At 44.2% G+C, this 18,260-nt stretch carries 19 protein-coding genes; 9 read left to right on the top strand and 10 right to left on the bottom strand.

Features of this window, described 5'->3' with window-relative positions; genetic code table 11:
• Positions 1–740: 740 nt before the first annotated feature.
• From ACO1B7_RS06510 to dsbD, 4 genes are all read left to right on the top strand, one after another.
• Entirely contained in the window at positions 741–1,106 is a 366-nt protein-coding gene (locus ACO1B7_RS06510) for an HPF/RaiA family ribosome-associated protein (protein WP_004647220.1), read from the top strand.
• 127 nt (positions 1,107–1,233) lie between these two features.
• Positions 1,234–1,776 carry an ankyrin repeat domain-containing protein gene (locus ACO1B7_RS06505; protein WP_004647221.1) on the top strand — a complete coding sequence of 181 codons (543 nt, stop codon included), beginning with the start codon at positions 1,234–1,236 and terminating at the stop codon, positions 1,774–1,776.
• Positions 1,777–1,797: 21 nt separating this feature from the next.
• Positions 1,798–2,553: a transporter gene (locus tag ACO1B7_RS06500; protein WP_004729129.1), complete on the top strand. Its 756-nt coding sequence runs from the start codon at positions 1,798–1,800 to the stop codon at positions 2,551–2,553.
• A 19-nt stretch (positions 2,554–2,572) separates the two neighbouring features.
• Positions 2,573–4,414, top strand: coding sequence for a protein-disulfide reductase DsbD (gene dsbD, locus ACO1B7_RS06495; protein WP_004729130.1), 1,842 nt, complete (start codon positions 2,573–2,575; stop codon positions 4,412–4,414).
• Between the two features lie 28 nt (positions 4,415–4,442).
• Here dsbD and ACO1B7_RS06490 read toward each other — a convergent pair whose 3' ends face one another.
• The gene (locus tag ACO1B7_RS06490) at positions 4,443–5,639 is read right to left on the bottom strand and encodes a GGDEF domain-containing protein (RefSeq protein WP_004729133.1); all 1,197 of its coding nucleotides are present in this window, start codon (positions 5,637–5,639) and stop codon (positions 4,443–4,445) included.
• 342 nt (positions 5,640–5,981) lie between these two features.
• Between ACO1B7_RS06490 and ACO1B7_RS06485 the strand changes: the two genes are divergently transcribed.
• A complete protein-coding gene (locus tag ACO1B7_RS06485) occupies positions 5,982–6,551 on the top strand; it encodes an FMN-dependent NADH-azoreductase (protein ID WP_004281290.1) in 570 nt (189 codons plus the stop codon).
• A gap of 62 nt (positions 6,552–6,613) precedes the next feature.
• Here ACO1B7_RS06485 and ACO1B7_RS06480 read toward each other — a convergent pair whose 3' ends face one another.
• Positions 6,614–7,525: an alpha/beta hydrolase gene (locus ACO1B7_RS06480; protein ID WP_004729134.1), complete on the bottom strand. Its 912-nt coding sequence runs from the start codon at positions 7,523–7,525 to the stop codon at positions 6,614–6,616.
• A 156-nt stretch (positions 7,526–7,681) separates the two neighbouring features.
• Here ACO1B7_RS06480 and ACO1B7_RS06475 point away from each other — a divergent pair, with 156 nt between their 5' ends.
• Positions 7,682–8,119, top strand: a complete 438-nt coding sequence (locus ACO1B7_RS06475) for a DUF2147 domain-containing protein (protein WP_004729136.1) — start codon at positions 7,682–7,684, stop codon at positions 8,117–8,119.
• A 73-nt stretch (positions 8,120–8,192) separates the two neighbouring features.
• On the opposite strand, the gene ACO1B7_RS06470 is transcribed toward ACO1B7_RS06475, so the two are convergent.
• Positions 8,193–8,543 carry a Spx/MgsR family RNA polymerase-binding regulatory protein gene (locus tag ACO1B7_RS06470; protein WP_004729138.1) on the bottom strand — a complete coding sequence of 117 codons (351 nt, stop codon included), beginning with the start codon at positions 8,541–8,543 and terminating at the stop codon, positions 8,193–8,195.
• A gap of 473 nt (positions 8,544–9,016) precedes the next feature.
• Entirely contained in the window at positions 9,017–9,835 is an 819-nt protein-coding gene (locus ACO1B7_RS06465; RefSeq protein ID WP_004729140.1) for an exodeoxyribonuclease III, read from the bottom strand.
• A gap of 40 nt (positions 9,836–9,875) precedes the next feature.
• Between ACO1B7_RS06465 and pyrE the strand changes: the two genes are divergently transcribed.
• Positions 9,876–10,526: an orotate phosphoribosyltransferase gene (gene pyrE, locus ACO1B7_RS06460; protein ID WP_004729142.1), complete on the top strand. Its 651-nt coding sequence runs from the start codon at positions 9,876–9,878 to the stop codon at positions 10,524–10,526.
• 461 nt (positions 10,527–10,987) lie between these two features.
• Here the strand turns inward: pyrE and ACO1B7_RS06455 are convergent, their stop codons facing one another.
• Positions 10,988–11,197 carry a cold-shock protein gene (locus ACO1B7_RS06455; protein ID WP_004281299.1) on the bottom strand — a complete coding sequence of 70 codons (210 nt, stop codon included), beginning with the start codon at positions 11,195–11,197 and terminating at the stop codon, positions 10,988–10,990.
• Positions 11,198–11,742: 545 nt separating this feature from the next.
• Between ACO1B7_RS06455 and ACO1B7_RS06450 the strand changes: the two genes are divergently transcribed.
• Positions 11,743–12,075 (top strand): hypothetical protein, encoded by a 333-nt coding sequence (locus ACO1B7_RS06450; protein WP_004729144.1) that lies wholly within the window; start codon positions 11,743–11,745, stop codon positions 12,073–12,075.
• Positions 12,076–12,246: 171 nt separating this feature from the next.
• On the opposite strand, the gene ACO1B7_RS06445 is transcribed toward ACO1B7_RS06450, so the two are convergent.
• The 4 genes from ACO1B7_RS06445 to ACO1B7_RS06430 form a co-directional block, all read right to left on the bottom strand.
• Positions 12,247–13,194: a copper resistance protein B gene (locus ACO1B7_RS06445; protein ID WP_004729146.1), complete on the bottom strand. Its 948-nt coding sequence runs from the start codon at positions 13,192–13,194 to the stop codon at positions 12,247–12,249.
• On the bottom strand, positions 13,181–14,938 hold the full coding sequence (locus tag ACO1B7_RS06440) for a copper resistance system multicopper oxidase (RefSeq protein ID WP_138742627.1): 1,758 nt from the start codon (positions 14,936–14,938) through the stop codon (positions 13,181–13,183). Before ACO1B7_RS06440 ends, ACO1B7_RS06445 begins: the two co-directional genes overlap by 14 nt.
• Before the next feature lie 41 nt (positions 14,939–14,979).
• Complete coding sequence (locus ACO1B7_RS06435) at positions 14,980–15,402, bottom strand: hypothetical protein (protein ID WP_035340687.1); 423 nt, start codon at positions 15,400–15,402, stop codon at positions 14,980–14,982.
• A 124-nt stretch (positions 15,403–15,526) separates the two neighbouring features.
• Positions 15,527–15,727: a DUF3565 domain-containing protein gene (locus ACO1B7_RS06430; protein WP_004281307.1), complete on the bottom strand. Its 201-nt coding sequence runs from the start codon at positions 15,725–15,727 to the stop codon at positions 15,527–15,529.
• Positions 15,728–15,858: 131 nt separating this feature from the next.
• Between ACO1B7_RS06430 and gshB the strand changes: the two genes are divergently transcribed.
• On the top strand, positions 15,859–16,809 hold the full coding sequence (gshB, locus tag ACO1B7_RS06425) for a glutathione synthase (protein ID WP_004729150.1): 951 nt from the start codon (positions 15,859–15,861) through the stop codon (positions 16,807–16,809).
• A gap of 51 nt (positions 16,810–16,860) precedes the next feature.
• Here the strand turns inward: gshB and ACO1B7_RS06420 are convergent, their stop codons facing one another.
• The gene (locus tag ACO1B7_RS06420; protein ID WP_035340693.1) at positions 16,861–18,063 is read right to left on the bottom strand and encodes an MFS transporter; all 1,203 of its coding nucleotides are present in this window, start codon (positions 18,061–18,063) and stop codon (positions 16,861–16,863) included.
• Between the last annotated feature and the right edge of the window lie 197 nt (positions 18,064–18,260).

The following is an 18,260-nucleotide window of genomic DNA, read 5'->3' as shown; positions in this document are numbered from 1 at the left end:
GTAAAAAATAGGGGGGGATATACAGATTGTTTAGTAATTAATTTGGGCCTGAGGCTGAACAGCTTTGTTCTGTTTGTGTAATGAGGTTAGTTTGAAAATCTCAAATGACCGTCGTTTTATAAGCCTGTTCTCAGCCTCTTCAAGTGAGATTGAACGGTCTTATATTTCAATAAAAAATTATTTTGCAGGTTGTTATTTTAGAATGACGAAGGGGTATTTTTCCTGATTCTGCAAAAGTAACTAAATAATGATAAAGCAAATGATCTATTCAGGACTGTAAGGCTTACTAGATGCAGATCTTATAAGAAAAATTATTAGATAAAAGTGAGCTAATTTCGATAAAAAATACTTTTAATTCCTCTTTTTTAGGTTTTCTGGTCGAGTGTTATTTAAGCGATTTATCGGTCTGGCTAAAAAATTATTTCGAATTAAATCGTGTGAAAGGTTTTGAAATTACCAGTTGAAAAATCCTGCATTTTTGAGCTGAGTAAGCAGTTGTCACAATGGATTATTCTTTTGCTAAAAAACCAAAATATCACTTGCATATTTCCCAGATACAGCCGATATTCAAGATATAAGGACACGATTCTGCAGACTCAAAAATGTGTTCATCATTCAAAATGGAGGGTGTGATTCCAATCATTTGAAGAAGTGAAATGCGATGCGAAACAGCAAGCTACAAATGTGCCAAGATAAAAAATTTTGCACTCAAAAGTTACAAAGATTGAGGATGGTAATATATGAATATTGAACTTCGTACCGATAACCACATTCAGAATAGTGATCGTTTAATTACTTATGTACGGGAAGAATTAAATCAAGAATTCCAGCGCCACAGCGAACGTATTACCCATTTTTCAGTCCATCTCAGTGATGAAAATGGCGCCAAAGGCGGCGATGACGATATTCGTTGTATGATTGAAGCGCGTCCTGCAGGCTTGAAACCTGTCGTAGTCAATCATCGTGGCCATAATGTCGATACTGCGATCCATGGTGCAATTGACCGACTAAAACGTAGTCTGGAACATGTGATCGAGAAAAAAGACAATGTTCGTCCTGGTGCTCTCGAACTAGCAGACACAGATACTGCGGATATCGAAGACTAAGCCGAACCGATTTGAAAAAGCCCTGCGGGGCTTTTTTCGTATTAAACAAAAATATAGTTATGAGAAGCACAACAAATCCTGCTTTATTCGGCATAATAGTCGAAAACGAATCAAAGTGAGCTCCATCATGTTAACTGCGCAACAACAACTTTTTGTGCAAGCACTCGAAGAATTAAATCTGGACCAGGTCAAACAGCTGCTGGCAGATGGACTCAACCCGAATTTTATTGATCATGACAAAGGCCCGGTGATTTCGGTCTGGTCAGATGGCCTGTTTAAATGGTGGGAAGAAGTGTGTGAGCTGTATGAAGCCGGAACACCACTTTCAGAAGAGGAGAAACAGGCACGTTTGGCGGTACATTTACAGATTCTGGAAGAACTGATCCAGGCCAAAGTGAATCTGCATTTGTGGGATGCAGAAGAAATTTATGGTCCACTCTGGGATGCCGCAAGTGCCGCATGCGCGCCAGCTGTACAGCGTTTACTGGATGAAAAAGTCGATCCAAATAGCAAAGATGAAGATGGCATGACTATTTTATCTTCAATTAGTGATCTATTCTTTGATTGTGATTTTGATGAAATCAACTGGTCAGAAGCCTTGGATGAAGAAAAACAGACGCTAGAACTGCTTCGCAAGCATGGCGCAAAAATGACCAAAGAACTCAGTTAAATTTTAATAAAGAGCTCCAACATGACAACATTAAAAACCTTGGGTTTGATTGCACTGGCCGGTTGTAGTGCACAGCTTTTCGCAGCAGATTTTGAATTTGATCGACCAGGTGAGGGTCTCAGTACTGGAATTACTCCAGTCGGAAATGTCGCTTGGGAGCAAGGCTTGCCTACAGCGCGTTATAGCAAGTCGGGCGATCAGACCGCGACCACACTCAGTGCAGATATGTTGTTACGTACCGGACTCAGTGATGATCTGGAATTGCGTTTAGGTTGGGCTGGCCCGACCTGGACCCAAGTGAAATCCAATGGCCAGACCGAAGAAGATGATGGTCTGGGCGATGTTAGTATTGGTCTGAAAAAGGCCATTGATTTGGATGATGACAAACTCAGTATGGCTTTGCTGGCCGAAGCTATCATTGCAACAGGCAATGCCGGTTTCACTAATGAAGAAGATATTTACAGCTTGGGTTCTGTCGTGTCGTCTCAATATAATGACTTGGTCAGTACCGCATTGACCATGCGTTATGAATGGCAGGACAGCAACTGGGCAGTGTCTGCGATTCCTTCTCTAGGCTACCGTATTACTGATCGCTGGTCAGGTTATTCTGAACTGATTTACCGTAAAGCTGAAAGTGTCGATAATCAATACGCGCTCGGTACCGGGGTTATGTATGCCTTAAACGACCGTGTCCAATTGGATGCGAATGTCGGTGTAGATCTGGATGGTGCAGATCGAAGTTACTTCTCAGGCCTAGGTTTCTCTGTGCTGTTCTAAGTTATCCAACTCACAGATGATGAAATACTCGCAGTTCCCGACCTGGGGGAAAATGCTTGCCCTGGTTATTTTGGGAAGCACCTTGTTCAGCAGTCCTGCTCAGGCGGAAACTGCATTGTTGTCTGCCGAGCAGGCTTTTCCTGTGAGCGTGATCTCCACCAGTCAGCAGCAGGCTGAACTGAGTTGGCAGATTCCAGACAACTATTATCTGTATCAGCATAAAATTGAAGTCCGGCAGGGCAACCAACCGGTGTCGTTTGAGTTGCCACCCGCTGAAGATTTATATGATGATAACTATGGACATACCCAGGTTTATTATCAGCAGTTAAAGTTTCAAATTCCGACTCAGGCGGGGCAATCCTATCAGGTCAGCTGGCAGGGCTGTGCCAAAGACCGGATCTGTTATCCGCCACAAACCATTCAGTTCAAGACCGATTTGTCTGGTCTGGTGCAATTTGAAGCTACCGGATCAGGAACAAAGCGTTTACTTGATCTGAATACTTCATCACTGCAACACAATACCCTATTTAATGCAGCGGACTCCTCAGAATCTACAGCAAATGAAATCTCTGCATCAGCCCACACACAAACTGAACCCTATGCAGCACAAGACCAGAAATGGTCAGCCCAACTGCTTGAACGCTCTTTGGGCTATGGGCTTTTGCTGTTCTTTGGCTTAGGCATTTTACTGGCTTTTACACCGTGTTCCTTGCCGATGCTGCCGATTCTGACCTCGCTGATCGTACGTGACAGTAAAGGACTGAAAGCCTGGATGATTGCACTGACTTTTGTCAGCAGTATGGCCGCTGTCTATGCAGTACTTGGCCTAATTGCATCTTCGGCCGGCCTGAATTTTCAGCGCTGGTTGCAGCAACCGGGAACCCTGATCGCATTTAGCATCCTGTTTGTCCTGTTTGCCCTGAATCTGTTTGGCCTGTTTGAAATCAAACTGCCGCAACGTCTGGTTCATCGTCTGGATCGGGCACAGGCCATGCAGCAGGGAGGCAGTCTGGTCAGTGCCGGTGTCATGGGCATGATCTCGGCGCTTCTGGTGGGGCCATGCATGACCGCACCGCTGGCAGGCGCATTATTGTTTATTTCCCAGACGCAAAGTCAGTGGCAGGGAGCTTTACTGCTGTTTACTTTAGGTTTTGGGATGGGCACGCCTTTATTGCTGGCCAGTATTCTGGGTGCACGGATTCTGCCTAAAGCCGGGCATTGGATGAATCAGATCAAAGTGCTCTTTGCCTTTATCATGCTGGCGCTGGCGCTGTATTTTATTCGCCCACTGATTTCAGAAGCCGCTTTACAATGGTTATCCCTAGCTTTGGGTATGACCTTCGTGGCTTATGTGCTGTTCCGGATTTTCTGGCATCGTACCGGTTTGAGATGGCTATATATCCTGTGTCTGGTACTGGCCGTGCCCTATATCGCTTATAGCCAATATCAGCACAGTCAGCGTTTTTTTGTGGAGCAGGCGAGCACAGAAGCCAAGTGGCATGTGGCACGTAGTGCAGCAGAATTTCAGCAGATTTTGGACAGGGCACCACAAGGGCAAAAGATTATTATTGATGTCTACGCCGACTGGTGTGTTGCCTGTCAGCCGATCGAACATCGTATTTTAAAATCTGCAGCGGTACAGCAGGCGCTTGCGCCATATTTCCTGATCAAGCTGGATTTAAGCCAATATAATGTCTCTCATCAAGCGCTGTTAAACCAATGGGAAATTCTCGGGCCGCCGACGTATTTATTCTTGAATGCGCAGCAGCAGGAAATTAGGGGTTTACGTTTAACCGGTGCTTTTAGCGAGGCAGAATTGCTGGCACAGCTGCAAGCACTGGCTCAAAGTGAAAATCCATAATTTAGTTCTTAAAAAAAGCTGAACCCGTTTAAGAAACCTGCATCTGTACTGGCACCGGTTCAGCATAAGCTTTGACCAGATTACGCCCACCGGCTTTAGCCTGATAAAGCGCCTGATCAGCCTGACTCAATAACTGCTGCGGGCGTAATTCCGCGCTAGAAATGGCAATCCCGAAACTGGCGGTCACCGGAATCAGCTCATCCTCATCACTGAAAATCTGCAATTGCTGAATGGCGATGCGGCAGCGTTCAGCCACTTGTTCGGCTTTTTCCAGACTGGTATTTTTAAGCACCAAAATAAATTCTTCCCCGCCAAAACGGCCGACTACATCACTTTCGCGCAATTGCTGATTCAGCACGGCACTCACTTCGACTAAGGTTTCATCACCCTTATGATGGCCATAGTGATCATTAATTTTCTTGAAATGATCCAGATCCAATAGCACTAAAGCATAATTGGGAGTGGCTGCGGCATTCAGTTTATCCAGACATTGGTTGATACTACGGCGGTTAAACAGATTGGTGAGCGGATCAATCTGGCTCAGCTGTTTGATCAGCTGCTCGCGATGACGCCATTGACTGAGCAGAATCTCGAATAACACCATGCAGACGGCCAGAATTGGCAAAATGAAATATAGCATCGATAACAGCCAGAAACCATTATAAAAAAGCTTGTCATCGATATTAAAGAGCGGTGAATAAGGTAATTGATGACTGAAACTTAAATAGGCACATCCGCCTAGGAAAATTGACGCTGGAATCAGCATGCTATAAACCAGCGTGCGATGGAACAGCACCAGTCCCACCATAATTAAACAGACATAGGAGGTCGTGGCCACAGGGCTGATCACCCCGACGAGATAGGCGTCACGACACAACGAGATAACAAAAGTACCCACTGCCATATAAGGCAGATAACGTTCAATCAGCTGATTCCCCTGAAATTTATAACAGGGAAAAATCAGGAGAAATAGAATTACCAGAAAGCTGCTGTTCAGAGTAATTTGTGTATAGACCCGTTCTAGATGAACATATTGCCAATATTCGGGATTTAATAACACGAAAATATCCCAGCCGAGCCAGGTCAGATGTACTCCGCATCCCAAGGTCAGCATCAGGATGCATTTCTTCAGGATGCGCCAGTTCATCACGACTTCATCTTCGACCAGGTATTTCTTGATTCTGTGTCTTATCACTTTTTCTAATACAGGCGATATTCGCTTCATGGTCCCGGTCTGACTTTAATTGTTATGGCAGATTTTTTTTAAGACTTATTGGATATTTATAACTTTATTTACACAAGATAACATAAGTTTGAATGCTTGATAAACAACAATATTTAAAACATTTTTGTGATTTAGTTGATATCTGATCTGCTCAGTCTTTGCCGATAGCGCAAGTGATCCAGGCTATGTCAAAGGGTCTTAATCAAAATTAAAGAGGTTAAGAGGTATACAGTTTTGTTCTAAATTCAGGATGATGTGTTTTATTTGTACTAATTATTTCAATATAGTCAATCGTTAAAATGGCTGCATTGTTAGAAACAACCAAAGATAAAGAGCGAAACCATGAAAGTTTTACAGATTGATTCCAGTATTTTAGGAGATGCTTCTATTTCGCGTCAGTTGACTCAGGCTGTGGTGGAACAACTGCAGCAAAAATATGCTGAGGCCATTGAAGTTGAGTATCTGGATCTGGCTGCACAGCCTATTCCTCATCTTACCGCCGAAATTTTAATGGGCCAGAATGCAGAACAAACGGCATTGGGCGAGGAAATTTTAGATCAATATTTACAGGCTGATGTCGTGGTGATTGGTGCAGCGATGTATAACTTCGGTTTGCCATCAACCCTAAAAGCCTGGATTGACCGGATCTGTGTCGCGGGACGTACTTTTAAATATACCGAACAAGGTCCTGTGGGTTTGGCGGGCAATAAGAAAGTGTATATTGCCAGCAGCCGTGGTGGTGTCTATGGCGAGCAAAGCCCGGCTGATTTTCAGGAGGCTTTCCTGAAAACCGTGTTTAACTTTACCGGTGTGAATGATATCGAAGTGATTCGTGCTGAAGGAGTGAACATGGGCGAAGCGGTTAAAGCCCAAGCATTGCAAACTGCATTGCAGCAAGTTCAGGCCATTTAAAACCTAAAACCTTTTTTCAAAGGGTCAGCTACGGCTGACCTTTTTTATATGCTAAATCATGCTTAATCTCGGTCCAGACGATGGGCAAATTCTGCAAGATCGGTCAGCGCCTGTTTGGCTTCATCGAACCAGGCACTGAACATCTGGAAGTTGTGCCACATGCCGGTATAGAGTTTAAATTCGACCTCGACACCCGCCTGTTCCGCTTTTTCTTTAAAACGACTAGCATCATCCAGCAGAATTTCCTTGGAACCTACCTGAATATGAATCGGTGGCAAGCCGGCTAAATCGGCAAAAAAAGGAGAAACTTCCGGATCACCACGATCAATCGAACGCGGCACATAATATTCAATCCCGGTTTGAACCGTTTCCAGAGACAGCAGGGCATCATGCTTCTGGTTATAACGTAAAGATTCACTGGTCAACGTTAAATCCAGCAGTGGAGACAGCAGAATCAGACCGCTGACCTGTGGCAGACTTTCCTGCTGTATTTTGAGTGCCAGCGCCAAGGCCAGATTGGCACCGCAAGAATCGCCGGACAGAATAATATCTTTGGCCTGAACACCTTGATCCAGTAGCAGATTATAGACATCAAACAAGGCTTCCAACGCTTCTGGATAGGCAGATTCGGGTGATAGCGGATAATCGACATGCAGCACCTGCATCTGGGTTCGAGCCGCAATTTGAGTCATAAAGGCACGATGGGTATTTAAAGAACCTAAGTAAAATGCGCCGCCATGAATATGAAAAATCAGCTGGGTCGATTCCTGCTGCGGCTTAATTTCTTCCGCGCGCAGTCCGGCCAATCGAAGCGAGCGAATCTGTACCGTTTTATCCTGAGGGAAAAGTTTGCACATCTGTTCCAGAGCAATGCGCATTGAACTCGGTGGAAGACTGAATCTGCTCGGGGCACGAATGGCCGTTTTTAAAAAGCTTTCTGTAATTAATTGTTTCGTTAGCGGGCTTATCTTCATCTTCCTTCCATCTTTTTGTGCTTTTATTGATCGTGTAGATTATTTACCAACCATATTTACAAGGTTACACTAAATAGTCACACCTAAAAATTGAAAAATTGTTGTAACTTTTTAATACTACATGGGTCTATTTTCAGACTAAGGAAATGAAGAAAAATGAAAAAAATAGCGCTTACGTTAGGACTACTAGGCTTATCTGCACTGGCTAATGCCGCGGATCCTTTAAATGGCACGGTATGGAAAACCATTGATGATAAAACCAAGCAGCCTAAGGCCATTGTTAAATTCACTGAACAAAAGAACGGCACTTTGTCAGCTAGTATTCAGTCTGTGTTAACTCCAGGTGAAGAAAATGCCTGCAAAAAATGTGAAGGTCCATATCACAACAAATCTCTGAAAGGCTTGACCATTGTTAAAGGTTTGAAAAATGCTGGTGGTACGAGTTATGACAGCGGTTCGATCCTAGATCCGCAATCTGGTAAAACCTATAAGTTGAAAGGCCAGCTGGCAGACGGTGGCAAGAAACTTGAGCTACGTGGTTTCATCGGCGTAGCGGCATTGGGTCGTAACCAGACCTGGATTCGTGCCAACTAATTTATTTTAAGCAGATATACAAAAGCCTGACCAATGTCAGGCTTTTTTTATGAGTGTTATTCAATACATGATATTAGCGGGCTAAGCCACGATAAGCTGTTTCATCAAAACCGGCAATAAATCCTGTAGAGGTCGCCAAGATTGGACGTTTAATTAAACTGGTATGGGTAGTTAATGCATTAATTAATGCATCTTCACTCGACAGGGCGGTTAGTTGCTCTTCTTCACTAAGTTTACGCCAGGTGGTGCCTTTCTTGTTCAGGACCACATCCTGACCCAAGGCATCTAGCCAGGTTCTGATGGTTTCAGCATCGATGCCCTGTTTTTTATAATCATGAAATTCATAACTCAGACCTTGCTCAGTCAGCAGATCAAAGGCTTTTTTCATCGAACTGCAATTTTTAATTCCGTAAATTTTTAACATAGCTGCCCTCTAAAAAATTTAAATCATGAACTAGCTTAACCAAATTGGCAGCAGCAGACCATGCAAAAGCAAATGAAAAAAAAGAAAAAATTTTAAATAGCAGAAAAGTCATGTCATCAAAATGACATCAAGCAGCTTTAACATGAGCAGCAAGAAAAAGAACAATCTAAATAATAAGAAAAATAAAAATTTGGGAATGATAGAAATAGAAAACCCGCATTTAATCATCCTGATCATGCGGGTCTCAATCCAACGTCCAATGTCACATCCATGCAAAACAAGCTAAATCTATAGTCTGTTTTATTTTCGTCCTACGGCGTCCTGTCCTTATGTTGTCGTCCTGACATGTCCTTGTGCCGTAGCGCTATAATGCTATGTTATTACATTGAGATAAACCCAAAAAATACGTCATGTCATGTAAGAGATAAGCCTTAATTGAGTGAACAACTGTTCACTCAATTAAATAATCCAGATTATAGTTTGTAGTCGATAATCACGGGGGCATGGTCGCTAAACCATTGTTCTTTATAGACCCAGGCATTAATGGTGCGCTCTTTCCAGTCCGGAGAGCAGGCATGATAATCAATCCGCCAACCAACATTCTTGGCACGCGCCTGTCCACGGTTTGACCACCAGGAGTATAATTCGGCTTCTTTGCGGACTTCACGGAAAGTATCGACATAACCAAGCTCATCGTAGATATGATCTAGCCAGGCACGTTCGTGCGGTAAACAGCCCGAGGCTTTCTGGTTACCCGACCAGTTTTTAATATCGATACGTTTATGCACGATATTGTAGTCACCGCAGACAATCACCGATTTATTTTCATCGCGCCACTGTTTCAGGATTTTTGCATATTCTTCCAGAAAGTGATCTTTACGCGCTTGCGCTTCATCACCCGATGAACCCGAAGGCAGGTACAGGGAACAGATCTGTACAGTTTGTTCTAGACCCAAGTCAAATTCAGCGGCAATAAAACGGCCTTGTGAATCGGCCAGTTCAAAACCCAGGCCATCGGTCAGAGACACAAAAGGCAGACGGCTATAAATGGCCGTACCGGCATAACCCGGACGCTCGGCAGGAAACAGGTGCGTGTACCAGCCTTCAGGCTTGAATTTATCGGTCCACTGCGCATGCGTGATCCGGCTTTCCTGCATGCAAATCACGTCGGCATCCGACTGTTCCATCCATTCTAATAGACCTTTGGTGACAGATGAGCGTAAGCCGTTGACATTAATTGAAACGACGCGAAGAATTTTTTGATCACCTGGATAGCTACTCTTTGGTATCATGCGCAAGTCTTACCTTAATTAATGGATTTAGGAGCACCTCATGTCAACGCCAGCTCAGTTTAACCCACAAGCTTTTATCGAACTCGCATTATCACGCGGTGTGCTTAAATTTGGTGAGTTTACTTTAAAATCGGGACGTGTGAGTCCCTATTTTTTTAATGCGGGTCTGTTGAATGATGGTGAAGCCTTGACACTGCTGGCTTCTGGCTATGCTGCAAAACTGATTAAATGTGACCATGTTGAAGTGATTTTTGGACCTGCCTATAAAGGCATTCCTTTTGTGGCAGCAACTGCTGTGGCTCTGTCGCAAAATCATGGGGTAAGTGTGCCGTGGGGTTTTAATCGCAAGGAAGCCAAAGACCATGGCGAGGGTGGCGTATTGGTCGGTGCTTCTGTAGAAGGTAAAAAAGTCTGGATCATTGATGATGTGATTACCGCAGGCACAGCGATTCGTGAAGTCGTCACCATCCTGAAAAATGCCGGTGCGCAGATTGCGGGTGTGCTAGTTGCATTAGACCGTCAGGAAAAAGGTCAGGGCGAACTGTCTGCGATTCAGGAAGTGCAGCAAGAGCTTGAGATTCCTGTACATGCCTTAATTACCATGAAAGATTTAATGGACTATCTGGAAGCGAAAGGCGACCTAGCAGCTTTGGCGAAAATGGAAGATTACCGTGTTAAATATGGGATCTAAGCCTAGATTGGCATAGAAAAGGAAGCTTGAGCTTCCTTTTTTTGTAGATGTTCAATTTGCTAAACATTTGAAATTTATTATCTCTGTCTATTCTTGTAAGCATTGGCTTACATCAATTCCAGCACTTTGCGGCTGTTTTGAATAGTGGAAATTTCCTATGATAGCTTTAACAGGAACAGGAGGTTCCACACAAGAATAACAATAGATAAATACAAGGAAAGTAAGGTACGACAGGAGTTATACCAAGCGAACCCATACGGAAAGCCCCTGGCAGGATGCTAGGGGTTTTTCATTTTTATCTTTTATAAAGTCTAACTGAGCAGCAGTGATTCAGAAACATGATTCTTAAAAATTCACTTTTGATGAGCTAAACAGACAATCAGAAAACCTTTCACCAAAATTATGAATCTTCAGTGCTAAAAAAAGCACCTGAAGGTGCTTTTTCTTATTGCTGGGCTAAATTATAGCGCAACGATATTGATCGCATTTGGACCTTTTTGACCATCAACCACGCTAAAAGAAACGCGTTGACCTTCAAACAAAGTTTTGAAACCAGAACTGCTGATTTCTTTGAAATGAGCAAAAACGTCAGGACCTGATTCTTGTTGAATAAAACCAAAACCTTTAGTTTCGTTAAACCATTTTACTGTACCGGTAACTGTAGTAGACATAATATAACCTGTTAAATTTTAATAATTTTAGTCATGCAAATGACTATGGATAACTTGGAAAAACAACAAGAATTGAAATAAAGATCTGAAAAAACGGAGGATTATAAATAATACTGCGGCACTTAAAGAAGCTTAACTAAACAACGCTTTTTTCTAGTTAAAGACAGCATAGCCTAAATCAGAAAATATTCAAGTTTTTTATATTTATTATTTATTATTCTTATAAAAGTGGCTCCATTCTTGTTTTTTAAAGAATTTCAAGCTGTTTACTTGAGCTTTATCGGTTGTATTTAAGCTTTAACCAAGCTAAACAATAAATACACGTTGTGTTTGTGTTACTTTATGTTAATCAAAATCGTTCAGTACCCAGCAAGATTTTACTAAGTCAGTGTATTTTATAACTTTGGGTAAATTAGTATTTGTAGTTTTAAGATAGTTATCGTCATTGTTTGTGTATAAAAATCCACCTATATTAAAATTCAATTGGAAAAATTAACTATAAGAATTTCTTGATTTTAATTTAAAACCAAATACGAGTGAGTCTCATGGATTACTGGAACAGTGTGTTACTTATATCCATCATCACCATGGTTGGACTGGCCATGATCATCCTGTTCGTCGGATGTAAAATGTGGAAGAACTTGGTGGTCACTTTACTGATTGCCACCTTGATTGGTTTTCTGATTGTATGTGCAATCAATTTTGTTTTTGGCGATCGTCTTCAATTTCTATGGGGTGCCCCTGAGACTGGTGATAGTAATTTTATGCTGGAAATGGGGCTGCTGAGCCTGTTAATTGGCGGTGTAAGTACCTTTATCATTATGTTAGGCACTTTGGTTGCTAAAAGTAACAGTGGAAATCAAGGCGATGAAGACTAGTTTTTCGCAAAATAACAAGTGTCTTAATGAGCGGGAAAGTACAGAAAAGCATTGCATGTACAGTTCATAGGCTTAAAAAATCTTTCTCAGTCAAATGTATAGTGCCATAGCGCTACGGGACATGAATGGCGTTTCACATCCCGTAGCTGCATAATTTTCTGTATCAAAAATTTAGAACATCATTCTTAGACCTGCACCATAGATCCAGCCTTTTTCTGAATCAGAACTTTGCTGCCAGGCTGTCTGTTGGTTGCCTTTACTATATTCATAACCCACTTCCAAATAAGGCATGAGCTTTTTGCTCAGTTCATAGCGTGTTTCCAGGCCCAAGGTGGCATGACTAAGGCCGGTTTTTTTCGCATTAGCTGCCTGATCATTCAGGATGACATCCAGTTCGACAAAGGGTTGCATAATCAGTTTCTGAGTCAGTAACAGGTCACGCTCTGTTTTCAGTTTTAATCCGACAAAGTCATCTTCACCAACATAGACATGAGCATCCGTTTCGAAAAAGTAGGGAGCCAGGCCATGTAGCCCAAATACTGCATCGAAGCGCTCGTTCTGCTGGTTTATAGAAGGCTCGGCTAAATTTTCCTGTCGATAGCGCACCCCGGTCTGCACATCCCAGAAATCAGAAATATTTCGGCTATACAACACTTTGGCATCATATTCGGCCTGACGGGATTCATGTTTGTCGGCTTCTAGCTTGAGGAAAATTTTATTTTCATCCGTGCCGACTCTGGCCTGGTTCTTGGACTTGAATGCTCCATTTCCCTCTGAACTATGCTGCCATTTCTGGTCCAGAATAATCTGGCTATAAATCTGTGCGCCATGTTCTTTACGATGATCATGTTCGCTGGCAGAACTGACTGAATTTTGTGGTGTGTTCAGCGCCTGCTGTTGATGCAATAACTTTGGTGGCGGTTGATGAGAAACGGCATTTGCTGTTTCAGTATGCTGTGCGTGGTCATCAGCCATGTTTTGCATGGCATGATATCCGCTATGATGCTGATGTTCATTATGACCCGTATGCTCGCTAGAAGCTGCCGCAAAAATACTCAGACTGCTTAGGGTAAGCGCACTGCTAAGCACTGACTTTACAAAAAGATTAGTGATGTGCATGGCTTTCTCCTTGGGCAGCTGCTGGCTTTGACGGCGTTTTTTGTGAAGAAGGGTGAGATGCTTGATCTTCGTCAACCTGTGCCACAATCAGCTTGTTCATCATGCCGGCACTCATGTGATAGAGCAGATGGCAGTGAATCGCCCATTCTCCCAGTTCATCTGCTGTGAGCAGGGTGGTCACCGTTTTCCCGGGCGGCACAATCACGGTGTGTTTATTTGGCATATTTGCAGCAGACTGACCATTTTCCAGCTGCATAAACATGCCATGCAAATGCATCGGATGGGCCATCATGCTGTCATTGATAAATTTCAGCCGGATCCGCTCGCCATATTTCACCTGAAGTGGCTCGGCATCACTGAATTTTTTACCATTCATGGTCCAGATATAGCGCTCCATAGTTCCACCCAGACGAATCACCAGTTCACGTTCTGCTGCGCGGGTATCAGGTTGCGGTGTCAGGGCTTTGAGGTCTTGATATTGCAAGGCTTTGTGCCCTGCAGGCGTAGACATATTGGCCCAGCCCTGAACAGGCTGATTGGTTCCGGACATGGCACTATGACTTGCATGCATGTCGTGCTGGGCATGCTGATCATGTTCACTTGTGACAGTCTGCGTGGTCTGACTGCTGTGTGCGTCATGCGACATGTCATGCTGTTCGCCATGTCCCATATCTTCCATGGTCAATAAGGCACGAGGGCGCGGTGTCGGTAATTGAACCGGGGCCGGGGTTTTGCTTGAATCAGTTGCCTGATGCAAACTGCCAATGGCAAAGCCTGAGCGGTCGATCGATTCCGCTTCAATCTGGTAATGCGCTGCAGTGGGTTCCACAATCACATCATAGGTTTCAGCAGTTCCAATCCGGAATTCATCTACAGCGACCGGCTGCACAGCTTGTCCATCGGCGCTGACCACGGTCATTTTCAGCTGGGGAATACGCACATCGAAAAACGACATGGCAGAAGCATTGATGAAACGCAGGCGGACTTTTTCATTGGGCTGGAACTGGCCACTCCAGTTTTGTTGCGGCGTTTTTCCATTGATCAGAAAGGTATAACCGGTAACATCAGATAGGTCGGTTTTCAGCATACGCATCTGGTTCCACATCTTGCGGTCTGACCAGGTGGCCTTGAGGCCGTCACGTTTTACCTGCTTAAATACATCGCCAACGGTTTCGCGCTGGTTCTGATAATATTCGGCCGATTTTTTTAAATTGTTCTGAATCTGCTGGCTGCCCTGTTCGTGAAAATCCGACAGCATCACCACATAATCCCGCTCGGTTTGTTCATGTGCAGGTAGCAATGTCTGGGCTTTGGGGCGAATCACCAAGGCGCCATAGAGGCCGTCCTGTTCCTGACCTTTGGAATGTGCGTGATACCAGTAGGTGCCGTTTTGACGAACCTTGAAGCGATAAGTAAAAGACTGTTTCGGTTTGATGCCCTGAAAACCGTTAAATCCGGGGACACCATCCATCAGCCCGGGCAGGAGCAGGCCATGCCAGTGCAGTGAGGTATCCTGATTGTTCAGGTTGTTTTGTACATGAATGACTGCATCATCACCTTCTTCGAATTCCAGCAAGGGTGCAGGGAATTTTCCGTTTACAGTGATACGCTTGACCGTCTTTCCGGTGAGATTGATCGGGCTTTCATCAATGACCAGATGATATTCTTTTACGGCTGCAAACAAGGCAGACGACGAGATGAGACCGAAGCCCAGACACAGGCTTTGACTGATTTTAAGCAACATAACTTAATCCTTAATGAATAAAAAAATTTAAAAATTCAGGATCAAGCTTTGGGTGGGTGCAGGATTTCTTGCCAGTAACCGACAAGGTGCTGGGCATGGTAAGCAGGGAGGAGGGTTTTTTCCGGATAACCGTGATCAGGCACGCTTAACTCGGGCGTTGTAATGGGCAGGCTGGTGACCAAGTTCTGGCAGGCCATAGTGCCACAATCCAGACAATCTGATGACTGCTGGGTGCTGTCACTGACACAGTCCGGCTGAATCAGTTCCTGATCTTGATGATGATCAGTCTTATGCAGCGAGTGAGAAGCAGAGGGTTTTGTCATTTCCAGACAATGAGGATTCGTTTTTTCAGACGGCATAACCAGATGCATGGTGTTTGCAGATGCGACAGACACACTGCTCCAGCCTATGGCAAAAACCACAAGCATCACCAACCAGATCTGTTTGACGAGCCGTATGAGCAAAAGTACACCCTGAAAAAATGCGCTGCATGTTTGAGCAATAAAAGCATAAACGCAGTAACTCAAATTAGCAAATTCTGGACAAGATTATTTTTTAGGTCACCTACATACTACTTTTTTCATAGGTTCAGGTTTCAGTTTCGCACTTTTCGCATTTTTTACAGTCTAGCAGCATCCCGAGTTTTTCTTTACGTCCTTGCTCGGTCATCACCCATGGGCGATTTTGCCATGGCGGGGTATGCCGCACATGCTGGCCATGTCCGCAGGCCAGCTCTGCAACCCAATGCTGTTCCTCATCCAGGTGAAAACCGATAATGGCCTGTTGCATGGCAAACCTCCTGTGGGCTCAATCTGTCTCAGTACCTATATAAAATAAGTCATGCAAAATCACCATAAACAAAAGAATCGACACAAGCTATACTCCTTGCCAAGTCATTTTTTGAAAAAGAGCAGAGACACATGCGCGTACTTGTTGTGATGGATCCCATTGAAAATGTAAACCTGAAGAAAGACTCGACCATGGCGATGCTATGGGCAGCAGCACGTCGCGGGCATGAACTCGGTTATGCATTGCAGCAAGATTTATATATCGACCAGGGCAAGGCCTTTGGTCTGATCGCGCCGTTACAGGTATTTGAAGACTACGATCATTATTGTGAACTCGGCGAAAAACGCAAAGAGTCGATCGCTGCTTATGACGTTGTCTTGATGCGTAAAGATCCGCCTTTTGATATGAACTTTGTCTATACCACTTATATTCTGGAACAGGCAGAGCGCGAAGGGGCATGGATTATCAATAAGCCACAAAGCCTGCGTGACTGTAATGAAAAACTGTTCGCAACCCAGTTCCCGCATCTGCAAGTTCCGACCTTGGTGACTTCGCAACAAAGCCTGATCCGTGAATTTCTCAAAGAACAGGTCGATGTGATTGTAAAACCGCTAGATGGTATGGGTGGCACCGGGATTTTCCGTCTGTATCAGGATGGCATCAACATCGGTTCAACCATTGAAATGCTGACCAATAATGGTACCCAGCCGATTATGGCGCAGCGTTATATTCCGGAAATTGTCGAAGGCGATAAACGCATCCTGATGATTAATGGCGAGCCAGTGCCATATTGTCTGGCCCGTATTCCACAAAATGGTGAAGTGCGCGGTAATCTGGCCGCGGGTGGCCTGGGCGAGGCGCGCCCACTGACTGAAACTGACAAAGCCATTGCAGCAAAAGTAGGGCCGTATCTCAGAGAGAAAGGTCTGGTCTTTGTGGGGCTGGATGTGATTGGAAATTATGTTACTGAAATTAATGTAACCAGTCCAACCTGTATCCGTGAAATTGATGCGCAGTTTGGCACCTCGATTGCGGATGATCTGTTTGCCGTGCTGGAAGCAGGTCAGGCCAATCAGGTTTAAAGGTAAAATCAGGTGAAAGAAGAGTCTGCTTGCAGGCTCTTTTTACCTTTTTTATTTCGGGTAACGCTTAAATAAATATGCCGTCATTACCATGCCCAGCATCGAAAGGCAGACGGTGATAATGGCAAGATTGGCCCAGTATTGAGTGGCAGATATCAGCGCAGCGCTCAGGGTCGGTATAAAAAACTGTGCGCAGGCTGAAATTTGTAAAACCAGACCCACACTGGCCGCTGCTGCATAGGCACGTGGTGCATAGTGCAGGGTAATCGCAAAAACAGTGGTTGGGATCATCCCGCCAATCAGTGAAAACAGCACGGCACTGACAACCTGCAATTCAAATGAGAGCCAGGAATTTGCAGCAAATACCAAGCAACTGCTGCAGAGCATTGCTACAAATCCGGTACTCAATAAGGTGTGCGGTCTATAACCCTGTTGCAGCAACATGCCTGCGCCAAAAGTACCGCCTAGGTTGGCCAGCACGACCATTGAAGCCAGCATCCCTGCGCGTTTTAAGTCTAGCCCCTGTTCGACATACAGCGTAGGCAGGAAGCCCGTGACAGTGATCCATTGACTGCTATAACAGGCAAAAATAATCGCCAGACAGATAATCGATGGGTGGGTCAGGGTAATTTTAACAATCTGCCAGAATGAGGTGTTTTCCGTAGCTGGCTGAGAAGAGTCTGGCTGTGTTACCAAGACAGGTTCAATATTTAAATATTGTTTAATCATGCCAGCAATGACAAGGCACAGGCAGCCCAAAATGGCCCAGATCATTTGCCAGTCCAGATATTCAAGCAGGAGAGGAATCGTCAATACGGCCAGACTGACACCGATGCCCATATAGGAACTCCAGAGTCCCATCTTGAAATTCAGTGTCTCAGCGCGGCTGGTACGTTTTAAAATTGCTGGCGCACACAAGGAAATGGTTAAAAACCCGATTCCTTCCATAAAGCGCAATACATATAAAGTGGCAGGCTGCGTAATCCAAAGCCCGGCAAAACTGCTCAGCCCTAAAATGATTAAGGCCATGATCAGGCAGCGCTTTAATCCCATTTTTTCCGAGAAGGCGCCAATGCATAGCGCAAACAGCATTCCGGCAGCCTGCACCAACGCTAATGAAAAACCAGCCTGGGTAAAACTCAGGTTTAAATCCTGCTGCAATACAGGAATCACGGCCGAAAGTTTGCCGACATGGATCGCAGCCAGATAACCGGCCAAGATAATCCATACATCATGACATGATATTTTTGACATTTATCCGAACTGAGTCCATTTAAAGCATCTGCTTGTACATCAAGCATCATTCATATATAGATATGAATAACATGAAAGTTTTATAAAATTGATAGGATTTAAGCCTAAGCTCATTAGTCGATGATAGGATATGGATTGACCGGGAGTGAGCTGTAAAGGGTTCTAAATAAAGCCCTGTCCGTGGCAAGGTTATTGAT

Source organism: Acinetobacter lwoffii, assembly GCF_049367455.1.
GTDB classification, from domain to species: domain Bacteria; phylum Pseudomonadota; class Gammaproteobacteria; order Pseudomonadales; family Moraxellaceae; genus Acinetobacter; species Acinetobacter lwoffii_W.
This window is presented reverse-complemented; position numbering and strand designations above follow the sequence as displayed.